This is a genomic window from Shimia sp. CNT1-13L.2, from assembly GCF_024331145.1.
Lineage (GTDB): Bacteria > Pseudomonadota > Alphaproteobacteria > Rhodobacterales > Rhodobacteraceae > Shimia.
In genome coordinates, this window is sequence record NZ_JANDJO010000001.1 from 417231 (window position 1) to 433146 (window position 15916).

Genomic DNA, 15916 nt, shown 5'->3' on the forward strand with positions numbered 1-15916 from the left:
GATCCCGGATGCGCCGTTGGCTTAGGCCACTTGGCGCATCTGGTCTGCGATCTTCTCGGCAATCATGATGGTCGGCGCATTGGTGTTCCCGCCCACCAGCGTCGGCATCACCGAGGCATCGACAACACGCAGCCCCTCGACTCCATGAACCCGCGCCTCTGTGTCCACAACGGCCATTTCGTCCGTGCCCATCTTGCAGGTCCCCACCGGGTGATAAATCGTATCCGCCCGCGCCCGGATATCCGCTTCAAGCGCCGCGTCACTGCCGTCATGGGCATAGAGACGTTTGCCGCGCCACGGTGACAGCGGCTCTGCCTCGAGAATGCTCTCCATCATCCGTGCACCTTTCTTCAAAAGCGTCAGATCGCGCTCATCACTCAGGAACTGCGGATCAATCCGGGGCGCATCCCCGGCCCGGTCCGAGGCCAACCCGACATGCCCCCGGCTATGCGGCCGCAGCACGCATACATGGCAGGAGAACCCGTGCGCCAGATGGATCTTACGCATGTGATCATCAACGATCCCAACCACGAAATGCAGTTGCAGATCAGGCCGCGCAATGCCCGGATCGGATTTGAAAAACGCCCCGCCCTCGGCAAAAGGTGTCGAGAATTCGCCCCCTTTTTCGCGCCACCATTTGATCCCGGCCTTGCCAAGATCCCACAGCCCGCGCGGATTGAGACCCACCACATCCTTGCGCTTGGAATGGTAGCTCATCACGTAATCAAGGTGATCCTGAAGGTTCTGCCCCACGCCGGGCAGCTCGCGCACAACCTCGATCCCCTGCGCCGCCAACTCATCCCTCGGGCCAACGCCCGACAGCATCAACAGCTGCGGCGAGCCAAAGGCCCCGCCCGACAGGATCACTTCCCGCCGCGCCTTGGCCACCTGCATCCTGCCGCTCTGGCGAAACTCAACGCCACTCGCCCGGGTGCCTTCGAACACCACCCGCTGCGCGTGGGCGCGGGTCACGATGCTCAGGTTCGCCCGGTCACGAATGTTGCGCAGATAGGCCGCCGAAGCCGAACAGCGCTGCCCTTCGCGCTTGCCCTTGTGAAACTGCGTTACCTGGTAAAGGCCCGCCCCTTCCTGCTCCGTCCCATTGAAGTCATCATTCGCGCGGATCTGCATCTCTCCGGCCGCATCCACGAAGGCCTCGGAAATCGCCCGCGGGGCCGATTGGTCCCGCACCTGCAACGGTCCGTCCGCGCCATGCAGATCATCGCCTCCGCGCACATTGCCTTCGGCCTTGCGGAAATAAGGCAGGACGCTCTGCCAATCCCAGCCGTCGCAGCCAAGATTGGCCCAATCGTCATAGTCCGACTGGTGCCCGCGTACATACAGCATCGCGTTGATGGCAGACGATCCCCCAAGCGTCTTGCCACGCGGCTGGAACCCGCGCCGCCCGTTCAATTCGGGCTGCGGTTCCGTATGAAACGCCCAGTTGTTGATCTTTGGCCGCCCCGAGATCATCGCGGCCACCAATGCCGGCGCGCGGATCACGAGGTCTTCGCCCTTGCCGCCAGCTTCGAGCAGACAGACGGATACCTCGGGGTCTTCGCTCAGACGCGCCGCCATCACGCAGCCCGCCGAGCCGCCCCCGACAATCACATAATCAAATTCCATAACACCCCTCCCCTTTGGGAAAGGAGCCTAGGCAGCCTCAACCTGATCCGGCAAGGGTGACGCAGCGCAACGCTCAGGCTGGCAGCGTGCCACCCAAGACATAGCGCAGCATCTCGACAACCTGCTTGGGTTCTTCTGCCACCGCCAGCGCCGCCGCGTGTACCTCTTTCAGCGCGTGCTGGTGTTCGGGCATGCTCAGCACGATGATCGACTTGCCAAGCGCCGCAGCATAACCCGCATCAAAGGCCGCGTTCCACTGTTTGTATTTCTCGCCAAACCGCACCACCACCACGTCGGCATCCTCGATCCCCTTGCGGGTCCGGATCGCGTTCAGCTTGGCACCCTTGTGGTCATGCCAGAACTTGTTGTCCTCGGCGCCAAGGATCGCCACACCGCAATCATCACTGGCCGCGTGATCGGTCACCGGGCTGGCAAAGCGCACATCAAGGTCTTTTGCCCCCTCAATGATCTGCTCGCGCCAATCGGTGTGAATTTCGCCGGAAAGATAAACCTTGAGTGTCATGCTGCGCTCCCTGAACAACTTTCCCAAGGCCTACAGGGGCGATGCCCAGCCGCCAAGGGGCAGATCGCTACAAATCCTGCTTGAAACGCCTTAAGCCGGCCGCCGCGCAATGATGAAATCCCGCGGCACCATACCGTCGGTCACCGAGCGCTCGACAATCTCAAGCCCCGCTGCTTTCATCTGCGCTTCCACCGTGTCACCGGTCACGAAGCCCACGCTCGGCGCTTTCCCGACAAGCTGAAGAACACCAACAATGGTCTTCAGCATCAGGCGTTTGAAAAACGGCGCATCGCCCAGACAGGGGGTCTTGGCAATCACGTATCCACCGGGTTTCACCAGTTCGACACTGCGCGTCAGCCCCGCCGACATGTCATCCAGAAGGTGATAAAAGTTCATCCCCATCACCACGTCATAGGCCCCTGGCTCCAACACCGGATCAAAGGGATCAGCCTGAAGGAAGGTCACGTTTTCCACGCCCGCCTCTGCCGCCTTGCGCTGGCCGATCGCCACCATTTCACCGGCATAATCCGTCGCCGTGATCCGCCCCGCGTCCCCCGCCAGCATCACCGCCGTCGATCCAGAGCCACAGCCCAGTTCCAAAAGGTGGTCGTCCGGTGTCAGATGCGCCCGCACCCGCGCCAGAGTCGCCTCGTACCCCTTCATGTCCTTGATCGGGGATTGCGCATATTTCTCGGCAATCCGGTTCCAGAACCGCACACTCTTTGACATCACCACCACTCCAGAAGTCTCTTCGCCCCTAGATAGGGATGCCGACCGCCGCACTCAATCTCCCTGCCCCTGCGTCAGCCAGAAAGAGTTCATGCAAGGCGCAGCCCGGCGGTGCCGTGAGACAACCAAACCCCAACCATCTTGCCCCAACGCCCCAACCTATTGCAGACTGACCTCAGGAGGACGCGCGACAGTTTCGCCGCGGTGCGTTGAAAAACGGACCCGCGGGATGCCATGCTTAGGGAGGAGTATGACATGACGTCCAACGCCACAGGGTCCACATCACCCGAAAACCCCGCACCACAGTCTGATGACATGCTGGTGGTCAACAAGGTGACATCCGGCGACATCGCCGCCTCTCTCAGGGCCGGGCTGTCGGATTTCCTCGCCCGCCCCGTGATGAGCGGCTTCTTCGGCCTGTTCTACGCGGTGTTCGGCATTCTCCTGGTCTGGTGCCTCGTCTGGCTTGGCAAGATCTGGATGATCATTCCCGCCGTCGTCGGCTTTCCGCTGGTCGCCCCTTTCGCGGCCGCCGGCCTCTACGAGATGTCCCGCCGCCGCCAGAAGGGCGAAAACTTCGGCTGGTCCGACATCCTCTCCGTCATGGCCCGCCAGCGCCAGCGCGAGATGGGCTGGATGGCCTTTGTCACCCTCTTCATCTTCTGGGTCTGGATGTACCAGGTCCGCCTCTGGCTGGCGATCATCCTCCAGAACGCCTCCTTCTCGGATTTCGAAGGCTTCCTGAACATCGTCCTCTACACCCCCGAAGGCTGGACCTTCCTCGCCATCGGTACGCTGGCAGGCGCGGTCCTTTCCGCAGCCCTGTTCACGGTCACCGTGGTCGCCATGCCGATGCTTCTCGACCGCGAGACCAACTTCGTCTCGGCCATGCTCACCTCCATTCGCGTCGTCACCGAAAACCCTGTGGTCATGCTGATCTGGGCGGCCATCATCTCGGCCACGATGCTCCTGTCGATGCTCCCCGCCTTCCTCGGCCTGATCGTCACCCTACCCATCCTCGGCCACACCACCTGGCACCTCTACCAACGGGCGGTGCAACCGTCCGAAGGCTAAGTATCGGCCATACCTCCCAGACAGAAAAAAGGCGCCCGATGGGGCGCCTTTTCAAACTCTGATGCGGGTCGGGGATCAGCCGCGCAGCGTACCGCCGGTGGCCTTTGATACCTTCTCGACGATCTTGCCTGCCACCGCTTCGATATCGGCTTCTTTCAGCGTCTTCTCGGTGGGCTGCAAACGCACGGTAACGGCGATGGATTTCTTGCCCTCGCCCAGCGATCCGCCGATGAACTCGTCGAACACGCGCACCTCTTCGATCAATGCCTTGTCGGCACCGGCCGCGGCATTCACAAGGGTGATCGCCTCGACACCGGCATCCACCACAAAGGCAAAGTCACGCTCGACCGCCTGCAGATCACGCAGCTCCAGCGCACCCTTAGAGGCACCTTTCTTGCGCGGCATCGGGATCTCGGCAAAGTGGATGGCAAAGGCCACAACCGGCCCCTTCACGTCCATCGCCTCAAGCACCTTGGGGTGCAATTCGCCAAAGGCACCCAGAACCTTCTTCGGACCCAGACCCACCTTGGCGCTGCGGCCCGGATGCCACCAGCCATTGGTGCCACGGTTGTAGGTCAGCTTGGCCGGCGCGCCCAGCGCCGACAGAACCGCTTCCATGTCGGCCTTGGCGTCATACACGTCCACCACACGGCTCTCGCCGTGGATGTCCTTGCTCATGGTGCGCCCGACAAGGATACCGGTCACGAGGTTCTCCTGCTCGCCCGGCTCGCCACCGTGGAAGACGGGGCCGCATTCGAACAGCGCCTGATCCATGAAACCGCGCGCCTGGTTGCGTGCCGCCGCCTGCAACAGACCGGGCAGCAGCGACGGGCGCATGTGGCTCATCTCGGTCGAGATCGGGTTTTCCAGCATCGCCGCATCATCACCGCCACCAAACAGCGCCGCCGATTTCTGGTCGATAAAGGAATAGGTCACGCATTCGTTGTAGCCCAGCGCCGCCGAGGTCCGGCGTGCGATCTGTTCGCGCTTTTGCAGCGGCGTCAGAACCATACCGGGCACACCGGCAACGGCACGCGCCATCGGCTTGCCCTTCAGCTTGGTCAGCGAGGCCACCCGCGCCACCTCTTCCACGAGGTCCGCTTCGCCCAGAACGTCGGGGCGCCAGCTTGGTACATGGGCCATGTCGCCTTCCAGAACAAAACCCAGCGCCTCAAGGGTCGCGCGCTGTTCCTCTGCGGGGATTTCCATGCCAACCAGCGATTGCACGCGGTCGGTATCGAGCTTGTAGGCGCGGCTCACGTCCGGCACCTCACCCGCAACCACAACCTCCGACGGCTCACCGCCACACAGGTCGATGATCATCTGGGTGGCAAGGTCGATGGCTTCCATGTTGAAGGCCGGGTCGATGCCACGTTCGTTGCGGTAACGCGCGTCCGAATTGATCTTCAGACCACGGCCCGTATAGGCGATCTGCACGTTGTCCCAGACAGCCGCCTCAAGGAACACGTTCACGGTGTCCTCGGTGCATCCGGTCGGCAGGCCGCCCATGATGCCACCAATCGATTCGATGCCCTCGTCGTCCGAAATCACCACCATGCCCTCGGCAAAGGTGTATTCCTTCTCGTCGAGACCCATCAGCGTCTCGCCACCCTTGGCGCGATGCACCCGCAGGTTGCCATTCACCTTGTCGGCGTCGAACACGTGCAGCGGACGGTTACGGTCAAAGGTGAAGAAGTTGGTCACATCCACCAGCGCCGAGATCGGACGCAGGCCGATGGCGCGCAGGCGGTCCTGCAGCCACTTCGGCGAGGGGCCGTTCTTCACGCCCTTGATCAGACGGCCGGCAAAAACCTCGCAGCCCTTCTCGCGGGTATCCTCGTCGATGGTGATGGAGATCGGGCTCGGGAAACCGCCCTTCACATCTGCGGTCGGCGCCGGCTTCATGGTGCCAAGGCCACGCGCCGCAAGATCCAGCGCAATGCCGCGTACGCCAAGCGCGTCCGGGCGGTTCGGCGTGATGGCAATCTCGATCACCGCGTCCACCTTGGCCGGATCATTCTCGGCCAGCCAGTCGACGAAACGGTCGCCCACCTCGCCCGAAGGCAGCTCGATGATGCCGTCATGCTCGTCCGACAGCTCCATCTCGCGCTCCGAGGCCATCATGCCAAAGCTCTCGATGCCACGGATCTTGCCGACACCGATGGTGATGTCGATGCCCGGCACATAGACGCCCGGCTTGGCCACAACCACGGTGATCCCCTCACGGGCATTCGGCGCGCCACAGATGATCTGCAATTCGCCTTCGTCGGTGTCCACCTTGCACACCTTCAGCTTGTCGGCATCCGGATGCTTCTCGGCGTGTTTCACCTTGCCGATGGTAAAGTCCTTCAGACGCTCCGCCGGGTTGGAAACCTCTTCCACTTCCAGACCAAGATCGGTCAGCGCATAAAGGATTTCATCAAGGCTCGCCTCGGTCTCGAGGTGATCTTTCAGCCAGGACAGCGTGAATTTCATCGTCAGATTCCATCGGTCAGAATTCGGGTCATGAGGGCTTTAGCGGATATGTCCCAAAGGGGAAAGGGCGCATAGGCGTTTCCGCCCCGCCCTTCCGCGCTTTTGCCACAGATACCCCGCCCCTAGACGGGATCGCGGATCAGGCTCTGGCACATGCAGTGAACGCCACCGCCGCCCTGCGTGATCATGTCGAGTTCGGGATCATAGATCGTAAAGCCGCGCGCCTTCAGCTTTTGCTTGAGCGTCTTCGACGCCGCCGGCAACAACACCCGATCCTCACCCAGCGCAACCACGTTACAGCCCAGCGCCATGGTCTCCTGGAACGGCACCTCGATGATCTCGATCTGTTTCGCCTTCAGCCAGTCCACCACCTTGGGATCGGTGCATTCGATGCAGACCGCCGCCAGCTTGGGCGCCAGCATCACCACCATCAGGTCGATGTGAACATAATAGGGGTCGATGTCCATCAACATCACTTCCCAGCCCTCGGCCTCCATCCAGCCCGCAATCTGGCGGGCGCCCTCTTCCGATGATCGCCCCTCCGGCCCTTCCCACCCGATCAGAACCGCCCCCGGCTCGATCACGTTGAAATCGCCCCCTTCAAAGGTTCCGGCGGTCACATAGTCGTAAATCGGTATGCCAAGATCATGGTAGGTCTCGATGGCGCGAAAGTTCTCTCCCCGCCGCCACGGCTGTGCCATATGGGTGATGATCGCCCCCATCGGCGTCATCACCGAACTGTCGCGCGCATAAACCTGATAGGGCAGATGCGGATCACCCTTGTGGAAATGCACATCCACATCGGCACTGCGATAGGCATCGACCATTTCCGCATGTTGGGCCTGGGCCACCTTCGGATCAAACGGCACCCCACGGCGCAGGGATTTCTTCGACAGGCTCGAGGTCTGCAACCACTTGTAGTTCTCGATCGGCCCCAACAACACAGACCGCAGCGTGCCATAGTCGCTGTTGGCCCCCCAGTTGTTCAGGATCGGCGTCCCGCCCCCGTCGCGCCGCGCGCGCAATGAAAATCCCTGTTCGCTCATGACATGCTCCCTCGCTGTTTTCCGCAGGCTCGGACCAAGGGGCATCCCGAGTCAAGCATTCCCGGCACGTGCCTTCACGTGATCCAGCCAGTTTGCCAGTTCTTTCATCCGCACCGGCCCCGACATTTCCTCGGCTGTCGTCCCAAGCCGCGCAGCCGCCGCCGCATCCATGGTCTCGAGATCGGCCACCATCTCGCCGTGCGCCCCCTTGGGCCGCAGCCAGGACGCAAGGTCCAACGCATCGCACTCCGGGTGATACTGCACCCCCCAGAAATCCACGCCGTCCTTCTCGTAGACAAAGGCCTGAACCGGCGAATGGGCATTCCCGGCCATCAACACCGCCCCCTCGGGCAGTCTTTGAACCTCGTCACGATGCACGCAGGGCGATCCAAACCCACTGGCCTTGCCCGCCATCATCGGATGTGCCCCGGCCGCCTCGGTCAGCGTGATGTCCTGCGCAATGCCAAGCTCCACCCCTTTGGGCGAGGCCCCCACATCGCCCCCCAGAACAACTGCCGCAAGCTGCATCCCGTTGCACGACCCCCACGAAGGAAGCCCCGCCTCGAACACCTGCCGCATCGCCGCCCGCAGGGGCTCGGCCTCCGGTTCCGCCGTCGACCATTCTACACCCGACCCGGTAAAGACAACACCATCCACCCCCTCAAGGTCCGCCGCCTCAAGCGGGCGCGCATAGGGCGCATCCACCCGCACCCGCACCGACGGATCAAGCGCCATAAAGCTCTTCACGAAAGGCAGGGCATCCGCCTTGCCCTGCTGCACCATGGCGGTCGAGTTGCCTTCAAGGATCAAAATGGTGGTCATTGGTGGTCTCCTCCCACCCACAGGCTAACCGCACAACCACCCCTCGCAAACCGCCATCCGCGACATGCCGTGTCGCTTTGGCACCCTCCTGAAATGCAAAACGGGGCGCCAAGGCACCCCGTTTCACTCCAATCAAACCTGATTGCTTACCGGCTCAGACCGCCGTGCAGCGTCGGCTGGTCCAGCGAGGCAAAACCATAGTGGCGCAGCCAGCGCAGGTCGCTGTCAAAGAAGGCGCGCAGGTCCGGAATGCCGTATTTCAGCATCGCGATCCGGTCGATCCCCAGACCAAAGGCAAAGCCCTGGTACTCGTTGGGGTCGATCCCGCCGGCCTGAAGCACTTTCGGATGCACCATGCCCGACCCGAGAATCTCGAGCCAGTCATCGCCTTCACCCACTTTCAGCGTGCCACCTTCCCACGAGCAGCGGATATCGACCTCGGCCGACGGCTCGGTGAAGGGGAAGTGCGAGGCGCGGAAACGCAGTTCCACGTCGTCCACCTCGAAGAAGGACTTCACGAATTCCTCGAGAACCCACTTCAGGTTGGCCATCGAGATGTCCTTGTCCAGCGCAAGGCCCTCGATCTGGTGGAACATCGGCGTGTGGGTCTGGTCATAGTCGGCGCGGTACACGCGACCCGGACAGATCACGCGGATCGGCGCGCCCTTCTGCTCCATCGAGCGGATCTGCACCGGCGACGTATGCGTGCGAAGCACATGCGGCGGACGTTCGTCGCCCTCGGCGCGGTGCATATAGAAGGTGTCCATTTCGGCACGCGCCGGGTGGTGGCCCGGAATGTTCAGCGCATCAAAGTTGAACCAATCGCTCTCGACCTGCGGACCTTCGGCCACCGCAAAGCCCATATCGGCAAAGATCGCGGTCACTTCCTCGGTCACTTGGCTGATCGGGTGGATCGTGCCTTGGCGGCGGCCACGCGACGGCAGGGTCACGTCAAGCCACTCGGCCTTCAGGCGCTCTTCCAGCGCCGCATCGGCCAGCGCAGCCTTTTTGCCCGCCAGCGCCGAGTTGATCTCGTCTTTCAGCGCGTTCAGCTTGGGGCCCATCACCTGGCGCTCTTCCGGGGTCATCTTGCCCAGTTCGCGCATCTTCAGGCTGATCTCGCCCTTCTTGCCCACGGCCTGCACACGCAGATCTTCCAGCGCAGCCTCGTCGCCCGCTTCAGAAATCAGACCGATATACTTGTCTCTCAGATCGTCCATCCGACCCTCCAATTCCGTTGCCCCCTGCTACCGACATCGGCACGGTTTCGCAACCCGCTAGGGCGCGGCCATTGGACGTGCAGTCGAACAAAGCTGAATTGAAGGCAACCCGTCTCAGATCATCGCCGCGAGCGCCACACCTTCGCGCATCGACACGGCCTGCCGTGCGGTGCTGCCGTAGGTGCCTGCCATCGACAGTTCCGGAAACAGCGCCAAGACCTCTTCGCGGGTCTCGCTGTCGAACCCGGCTACGCCGTATTCACCGGGGAAAAAGCTCTCGCTCTCCACACCGTCGGCCACAACAATCTGGTGCGTGTCGAACAAGAGGTGGAAATAGGTCACCTCGTCCCGCGGCTCGATGATGCCGGGGCCACCGCGTGCCAGCGCCTTGGCTGGCACCAGCACTTCCAACTCGCCACACAGCAACTCGGCCATCCAGCCGGTGACCAGCACCCGATGCTGTTGCGACAGGTAGTGATCACGCTCTGCCCCAAGCACCCCCTTGGGAAACCGCACCGGCGCAAACTCGCCCTGCCCCGATACCTTGCGGCTGCCGATCCAGCGCAGCGGCTGCATCCCGTTGTCCCGCGTCAGAACAAGGTCGCCCTCCAGCAAGGTCTCGATCCGTTTGGGTCCCTCTGCCGTTTCAATCAGCGCACCCTCCACGAAACAGGCAATCCCGGTCGCACCGGGATCGACGGTGCCATAGGTCAGCGTATCCGGATTGGGCAGGTTGAACTGCAAGGTGGTGGTCGTCGACTCAGGCCCGACAAGCACCGCAAGGTTCTCCGACGTCTCTCCCGCCGCAGCCCCATCCAGCGCCAGTATGTTCGTTGTACCGCCACCAATATCGTAAAAGTCGATCACCTCGTCGCTGTCCACATTGGTCAGCGCATAGGCTTCATAGTTTCCGGTACCACCTCCATTCGGATCGGTCAGCAGAATCGGAAAGTTTGCAGCCGAGATCACATAGGCGGTTTCGCCGCTGATCGGGTCAAAGGTGACCTGGACATCGGTATGGGTCAGCGGGATCTCGATCCCGACCGATCCATCCGCTTCGTAGAAGGAAACAACGAAATCCGCCGGGTCTTCTCCCGGTGAAAGTGCCACTTCCAGAAACTCGTCGACCCCGGAATTCCGGGCATAGGCATTCGAATAATGCAGTTCACTGATACGCGCCATTCTGGCTCCCCGTCGCTATAAGCAACACGGCGGCCCATCCCCAAGCCATCCATGTCCGTATGGTTTGGCTAAACATCCGAATCGGCGACAAGAAGGAACAATTGAGGCAATTGCTGCCTCAATCACAGGTGTTTTCGTTTTTGGGTTTTCCGTCAGGCGCTTAAATGAAGTCCGCCGCCGAGAAATCCGCCGCAGTAAGCGTGCCGCCGCTGTCCATCACGATCAGCGTCTCGCCACTATGGGTGATATGCACCTCGCCCGGTGCCACGTCGGCAATTGTCAGCGATCCAAAGCCCACGTCCAGGTCGATCAGGTCGGTGCCATCCTCGAAATCCGTGATCGTATCCGTCGCGCCATCGGCAGTGAACACAAAGGTGTCGGCGGCCTCTCCGCCGGTCAGCGTATCCGCCCCGGCCCCACCGTTCAGGGTGTCCTTGCCCTTCTGACCAAGCAACTCGTCGTTGCCGCCGCCGCCAGACAAGTCATCAAGCCCTTTGCCGCCTTCGAGCCGGTCAGCACCGTTGCCGCCCAACAGCTCGTCATTACCCTTGCCACCCTTCAGCGTGTCGTTGCCCTTGCCGCCTTTCAGCGTGTCATAGCCATCGTCCCCCTTGAGCGAGTCGGCATGATCACCGCCCAGCAGGCTGTCATAACCGCGCCCGCCTTCAAGGGTATCAAGCCCGGTGCCGCCTTCCAGCGTATCACCACCAGCGCCGCCGAACAGCTCGTCTCCGTTCTTGCCGCCCTTCAGATGGTCCTTGTGCATTCCGCCATAAAGAACGTCCGCATCGCTGCCGCCCTCCATGTCGTCTTCTCCCTGACCGCCAAACAGGACATCATCACCCGCCCCGCCGCGCAGTTCGTCATCACCGACATAGCCAAACAGGAAATCATCCCCCGCATTGCCCTTAAGCTTGTCGTGATCATGTCCGCCCTCGAGACTGTCATTCCCGGAGGTGCCATTTACGGTGATAAGGTCCGTCGTCAGGCCATAATCCGCCCAGCTGTCCCCTTCCAGGCTGCCTGCCAGCACAGTTTCCGAAACAAATCCGGTGATCGTCGAAAGGTCCACATGGCCGTTTTCCGGCACATAGAACACATAGGTACTCGGCCCATGCTTCTCGGTCACCTTGATCGCATCCATCGTGCCGTTGCCTGATGCCGTCGTATACTCGACCCGAACCTTGACCATCAGCGTGTCACCCGCCCCGGCATCCGTCTCGTAAATATCGAGGCGGAAAAGGCTGTCGGCCCCAAGCCCGATCGGCTGTTCTCCCGTCTCGCTGGCAAACTCGATCGTGCCATCATCGTCTAGGGCGCGGAACACGTTGGCCTCAAAGCTTTGCAAGACACCACCGCTGTCATAGCGCAGCATCAGGGCATCGCCGGAATAGGTGTCAGAGTCCTTGGGCGTTGCGCCATAGAAAGCGTATTGAATACTCCCGGCAGTTCCGGTGCTCGTAAAGCTGACGAAACTCTCGATGTGGTTGGGGTCCTGTCCCACCAAAGACATGTAATAATCATTGGCGCCGTCCGAGAAATGGATCGTCCCAAGTTCCCACGTCTGGCCATTATACTCAGTACGTTCCAGCCGGCCGATGTTGAGAACCGGTGCATCCGGCCCAAGCGAAACCCCGTCCACGATCCACTCTGCTCCGACCTCCTCAGACTGCATCTTGAAGTCATCGTCATGGATTTCCAGGTCAACAACAGACACGGCACCACCGGCCGTGACCTTAAGAACTTCTGTCTCAAAAATAGACATGCCACATTCTCCTAATTGATAAATCAATGGCGGCAATTGTCCCATTTTTTGAGAAAAACACAAGATTCGTGTCTTTTCGGCCCTCTCTTGCAGCCCCGAGCCCTACAACGAAAAACGCCGCCGACCCGATGGTCAGCGGCGTTTTTGAAATCCCCTTGGGGAAATCTGCTTACGCGGCCAGCGCGCCTTTTGCCTGATCAACGATCGCGGCAAATGCTTCCGGCTCGTGTACAGCCAGGTCAGCCAGAACCTTACGGTCGACTTCGATACCGGCCAGGTTCAGGCCGTTGATGAAGCGCGAGTAGCTCAGCTCTGCGTCATGTGCGCGAACAGCAGCGTTGATACGCTGGATCCACAGCGCGCGGAAATTGCGCTTGCGGTTCTTACGGTCGCGGGTTGCGTATTGGTTCGCCTTGTCAACTGCCTGCGACGCCACCTTGAAGGTGTTCTTGCGGCGGCCATAATAGCCCTTCGCGGCTTTGATGATTTTCTTGTGACGGGCGTGAGTGACGGTACCACCTTTAACTCGGGACATCTCTCAAAACTCCTCTTAGCGGTCGTAGGGCATGTAGCCCTTGACGATCTTTGCGTCGGGGGCGGACAGGGTGGTGGTGCCACGGGCATCGCGGATGAACTTGGTGGTCCGCTTGATCATGCCGTGACGCTTACCAGCTTGGCCAGCTTTGACTTTGCCGGTGGCAGTCACTTTGAAGCGCTTTTTGGCGCTCGACTTCGTTTTCATCTTGGGCATTTCCGTACTCCTTAGATGGTCGGTTATAGACGCGACTCGGCATGCCTCTCGGGCCGGTCGCGCGCATAGAGGCGCCGTATACGTCCCGAATCCCTTTTCTGCAAGGGCTTATTTGATGATATCGGCGATCACCGTAACCACCACGTTGGGCAGCTGCGCCACCGCGTAACGCTGCGGGTTCTGACTATAGGCATAGACGATCAGCGCCCCGGCCAGGATGAAAGCCGCCATTGATCCACGCGGCACCCGCGCTTCGGCATAGGACGACAGCATCGCCGGGATGGAAAACAGTCCCAGGACAAGCCCGATGGTCATCAAATAGTCGGCGTTCATCCACCCGGTTCCTCAAATTCCTGAAGAGGAACCTACTCCGTTTCCGTATTGTAAATCAAACGCTCATCACACGAGGTCACCCGAAGGATGTTGGTTGTCCCCGGCACGTTGAACGGCAGGCCCGCTGTCACCACGATCTGGTCTTCCGGCCCGGCATAGCCATGCGACGTCGCCGCCCGCGCCGCGGCCACCACCGCGCCCTTGAAGCGGTTCAGCTCGTCGGTCATCACGCAGTTGGTGCCCCAGCTCAGCGCCAGCCGCCGCGCGGTGCCCCGCAAGCTGGTCATGGCGATGATCGGAACCCTTGGCCGTTCCCGCGCGATCTTGAGCGCCGTGGTCCCGGATTCGGTAAAGGAACAGATCGCCTGCACCTCGGTGGTTTCCGCCACCTCACGCGCCGCCGCCACGATGGCATCCGCCACGCTCGAGCGTGGCGCACTGCGCGAGGCCTCAATGATCTGGCGATAGGTTGGATCGCTCTCGACCTCTTCGGCCACCGCGTTCATCGTGCCAACCGCCTCGATCGGGAAATGCCCCGCCGCCGATTCCGCCGACAACATGATCGCATCGGCCCCCTCGTAGATGGCGTTCGACACGTCGGACACCTCGGCGCGGGTCGGCATCGGGCTTTCGATCATGCTCTCAAGCATCTGGGTCGCCACGATCACCGGCTTGGCCGCGAAACGGCACTTGCGCACAAGACGCTTCTGGATCGGCGGCACATGGCTGACCGGCAGCTCCACCCCAAGATCACCGCGCGCCACCATGATGCCGTCCGACACCTCAAGGATATCGTCAAACGCCTCGACAGCCGCCGGTTTCTCGATCTTCGACAGGATCGCCGCCCGCCCCTGCGCCAACTCCCGCGCTTCATGCACGTCCTCGGGGCGCTGCACGAAAGACAGCGCCAGCCAGTCCACGCCAAGGCCACATACGAACTCAAGGTCGTCACGGTCCTTCTCGGAGAGCGCCGCCAGCGGCAGAACCACGTCCGGCACGTTCACGCCCTTGCGGTTCGAAATCGTCCCGCCGTTCACCACCACGCAATTGGCAAAATCCGCGCCACAGTCTTCCACCCGCAGGCGAATCTTGCCGTCGTTCACCAACAGCGTCGATCCCGGCTCAAGGGCGGCGAAAATCTCGGGATGCGGCAGGCACACGCGGGTCACATCGCCCGCGGCCTCGTTCAGATCCAGCCGGAACGCCGCCCCGTCAACAAGCTCTTCGACCTCGTTGGCAAACACGCCGACCCGAAGTTTCGGCCCCTGAAGATCGGCAAGAATCGCGATCGGGCTGCTCAGCTCTTTCTCGATCTGGCGGATGATCCGGTGCTTCTCGCGGATTTCCTCGTGGCTGCCGTGGCTCATGTTGAGACGAAACACATCCGCCCCCGCTTCGTGCAAAGCGCGGATCATGTCATAGGTTTCGCTTGCCGGCCCCAGCGTGGCCACGATCTTCACATTTCTCAGTCGTCTCATCTGCCCGTCATTCTTCTAAAAAAGCGGCACTGTTACCGCTAACTCCAGTCACCGTGCTTATCACGCAATTCCATTCCGCTGGCAACTGCCCTAAGTAGTTCGTCGAAGGAAATGACAGGCACATGACATACCAACCTTTTCACATCTATGGGGCCGAGCGCAAATCGCGCTGGCTGATCACCGTTGACCACGCATCGAACCACGTTCCCGTTGAGATCAACGGCGGCGATTTGGGGCTTGCCGCCGAAGATATGCAGCGCCACATCGCCTTTGACGTCGGCGCACTCGGCACCTCGCTGCGCCTTGGCGAACTGCTTGACGCCCCGGTCATCGCAAGCAACTTTTCCCGCCTCGTGATCGACCCGAACCGCGGCGAAGACGACCCCACGCTTGTCATGCACCTCTATGACGGCACCATCATCCCCGCCAACCGCAACATCGACGAGGCCGAGATCGAGCGCCGCAAACAGGCCTACTACCTGCCCTATCACAACGCGCTGGCCGATCTGGCCGCCGCCCGCGAAGACGTCATCATCATCGCCATGCACAGCTTCTCGCCGAAACTGAACGGTCGCGCCCCGCGCCCGTGGGAGATCGGCATCCTGCACGCCCCGCAGGAAGACCGCTTCGGCATCCCCTTCATCAAGCGACTGGAGCAAGAAGGCGATCTGACCGTTGGCGACAATGAACCCTACGCCGGCCACCTGCCGGGCGACTCGGTCGACAAACACGCCTTCGCCCACGGTCGCCTGAACGCGCTGATCGAACTGCGCCACGACGAGATCGACACCGAGACCAAGCAATCCGCCTGGGCCGAACGTCTCGCCCCGATCCTGACCGACGTTCTGGATACCACCGGTCTCTGACCCGTCCTGTCAGGCCTGCGCCTGAC

Annotated in this window: 15 protein-coding genes; 2 read left to right on the forward strand and 13 right to left on the reverse strand. The window is 61.4% G+C overall.

The window, feature by feature from the left end:
• Positions 1–21: 21 nt before the first annotated feature.
• The 3 genes from NNA36_RS02105 to NNA36_RS02115 all read right to left on the reverse strand — a co-directional run bounded on the left by NNA36_RS02105 (position 22) and on the right by NNA36_RS02115 (position 2878).
• Positions 22–1626 carry a GMC family oxidoreductase gene (locus NNA36_RS02105; RefSeq protein ID WP_255103776.1) on the reverse strand — a complete coding sequence of 535 codons (1605 nt, stop codon included), beginning with the start codon at positions 1624–1626 and terminating at the stop codon, positions 22–24.
• 73 nt (positions 1627–1699) lie between these two features.
• A complete protein-coding gene (locus NNA36_RS02110) occupies positions 1700–2149 on the reverse strand; it encodes a YtoQ family protein (protein WP_255103778.1) in 450 nt (149 codons plus the stop codon).
• Positions 2150–2239: 90 nt separating this feature from the next.
• On the reverse strand, positions 2240–2878 hold the full coding sequence (locus tag NNA36_RS02115; RefSeq protein ID WP_255103780.1) for a class I SAM-dependent methyltransferase: 639 nt from the start codon (positions 2876–2878) through the stop codon (positions 2240–2242).
• 255 nt (positions 2879–3133) lie between these two features.
• Between NNA36_RS02115 and NNA36_RS02120 the strand changes: the two genes are divergently transcribed.
• On the forward strand, positions 3134–3952 hold the full coding sequence (locus NNA36_RS02120; protein WP_255103782.1) for a DUF2189 domain-containing protein: 819 nt from the start codon (positions 3134–3136) through the stop codon (positions 3950–3952).
• Positions 3953–4027: 75 nt separating this feature from the next.
• On the opposite strand, the gene pheT is transcribed toward NNA36_RS02120, so the two are convergent.
• From pheT to pyk, 10 genes are all read right to left on the reverse strand, one after another.
• On the reverse strand, positions 4028–6427 hold the full coding sequence (pheT, locus tag NNA36_RS02125) for a phenylalanine--tRNA ligase subunit beta (protein WP_255103784.1): 2400 nt from the start codon (positions 6425–6427) through the stop codon (positions 4028–4030).
• Between the two features lie 122 nt (positions 6428–6549).
• Positions 6550–7473 (reverse strand): dimethylarginine dimethylaminohydrolase family protein, encoded by a 924-nt coding sequence (locus NNA36_RS02130; protein ID WP_255103785.1) that lies wholly within the window; start codon positions 7471–7473, stop codon positions 6550–6552.
• 51 nt (positions 7474–7524) lie between these two features.
• A complete protein-coding gene (locus tag NNA36_RS02135; RefSeq protein WP_255103787.1) occupies positions 7525–8295 on the reverse strand; it encodes a type 1 glutamine amidotransferase in 771 nt (256 codons plus the stop codon).
• A gap of 146 nt (positions 8296–8441) precedes the next feature.
• Entirely contained in the window at positions 8442–9515 is a 1074-nt protein-coding gene (gene pheS / locus NNA36_RS02140; RefSeq protein ID WP_255103789.1) for a phenylalanine--tRNA ligase subunit alpha, read from the reverse strand.
• A gap of 114 nt (positions 9516–9629) precedes the next feature.
• Positions 9630–10697 carry a Hint domain-containing protein gene (locus NNA36_RS02145; RefSeq protein WP_255103790.1) on the reverse strand — a complete coding sequence of 356 codons (1068 nt, stop codon included), beginning with the start codon at positions 10695–10697 and terminating at the stop codon, positions 9630–9632.
• 160 nt (positions 10698–10857) lie between these two features.
• On the reverse strand, positions 10858–12462 hold the full coding sequence (locus NNA36_RS02150; RefSeq protein WP_255103792.1) for a calcium-binding protein: 1605 nt from the start codon (positions 12460–12462) through the stop codon (positions 10858–10860).
• A 169-nt stretch (positions 12463–12631) separates the two neighbouring features.
• Positions 12632–12997, reverse strand: a complete 366-nt coding sequence (rplT, locus tag NNA36_RS02155) for a 50S ribosomal protein L20 (RefSeq protein WP_255103794.1) — start codon at positions 12995–12997, stop codon at positions 12632–12634.
• A gap of 15 nt (positions 12998–13012) precedes the next feature.
• Complete coding sequence (gene rpmI, locus NNA36_RS02160) at positions 13013–13213, reverse strand: 50S ribosomal protein L35 (protein ID WP_234138760.1); 201 nt, start codon at positions 13211–13213, stop codon at positions 13013–13015.
• A 108-nt stretch (positions 13214–13321) separates the two neighbouring features.
• Positions 13322–13546 carry a hypothetical protein gene (locus tag NNA36_RS02165; protein ID WP_255103796.1) on the reverse strand — a complete coding sequence of 75 codons (225 nt, stop codon included), beginning with the start codon at positions 13544–13546 and terminating at the stop codon, positions 13322–13324.
• A 32-nt stretch (positions 13547–13578) separates the two neighbouring features.
• Positions 13579–15024 (reverse strand): pyruvate kinase, encoded by a 1446-nt coding sequence (gene pyk, locus NNA36_RS02170; protein ID WP_255103798.1) that lies wholly within the window; start codon positions 15022–15024, stop codon positions 13579–13581.
• 122 nt (positions 15025–15146) lie between these two features.
• Between pyk and NNA36_RS02175 the strand changes: the two genes are divergently transcribed.
• Positions 15147–15890 carry an N-formylglutamate amidohydrolase gene (locus tag NNA36_RS02175; RefSeq protein WP_255103800.1) on the forward strand — a complete coding sequence of 248 codons (744 nt, stop codon included), beginning with the start codon at positions 15147–15149 and terminating at the stop codon, positions 15888–15890.
• The last annotated feature ends 26 nt before the right edge of the window (positions 15891–15916 follow it).

Bases quoted from the DNA above. Each gene is read 5' to 3' on its own strand.
- NNA36_RS02105 (WP_255103776.1), bottom strand. From the start codon at position 1,626: ATGGAATTTGATTATGTGATTGTCGGGGGCGGCTCGGCGGGCTGCGTG.
- NNA36_RS02110 (WP_255103778.1), bottom strand. From the start codon at position 2,149: ATGACACTCAAGGTTTATCTTTCCGGCGAAATTCACACCGATTGGCGC.
- NNA36_RS02115 (WP_255103780.1), bottom strand. From the start codon at position 2,878: ATGTCAAAGAGTGTGCGGTTCTGGAACCGGATTGCCGAGAAATATGCG.
- NNA36_RS02120 (WP_255103782.1), top strand. From the start codon at position 3,134: ATGACGTCCAACGCCACAGGGTCCACATCACCCGAAAACCCCGCACCA.
- pheT (WP_255103784.1), bottom strand. From the start codon at position 6,427: ATGAAATTCACGCTGTCCTGGCTGAAAGATCACCTCGAGACCGAGGCG.
- NNA36_RS02130 (WP_255103785.1), bottom strand. From the start codon at position 7,473: ATGAGCGAACAGGGATTTTCATTGCGCGCGCGGCGCGACGGGGGCGGG.
- NNA36_RS02135 (WP_255103787.1), bottom strand. From the start codon at position 8,295: ATGACCACCATTTTGATCCTTGAAGGCAACTCGACCGCCATGGTGCAG.
- pheS (WP_255103789.1), bottom strand. From the start codon at position 9,515: ATGGACGATCTGAGAGACAAGTATATCGGTCTGATTTCTGAAGCGGGC.
- NNA36_RS02145 (WP_255103790.1), bottom strand. From the start codon at position 10,697: ATGGCGCGTATCAGTGAACTGCATTATTCGAATGCCTATGCCCGGAAT.
- NNA36_RS02150 (WP_255103792.1), bottom strand. From the start codon at position 12,462: ATGTCTATTTTTGAGACAGAAGTTCTTAAGGTCACGGCCGGTGGTGCC.
- rplT (WP_255103794.1), bottom strand. From the start codon at position 12,997: ATGTCCCGAGTTAAAGGTGGTACCGTCACTCACGCCCGTCACAAGAAA.
- rpmI (WP_234138760.1), bottom strand. From the start codon at position 13,213: ATGCCCAAGATGAAAACGAAGTCGAGCGCCAAAAAGCGCTTCAAAGTG.
- NNA36_RS02165 (WP_255103796.1), bottom strand. From the start codon at position 13,546: ATGAACGCCGACTATTTGATGACCATCGGGCTTGTCCTGGGACTGTTT.
- pyk (WP_255103798.1), bottom strand. From the start codon at position 15,024: ATGAGACGACTGAGAAATGTGAAGATCGTGGCCACGCTGGGGCCGGCA.
- NNA36_RS02175 (WP_255103800.1), top strand. From the start codon at position 15,147: ATGACATACCAACCTTTTCACATCTATGGGGCCGAGCGCAAATCGCGC.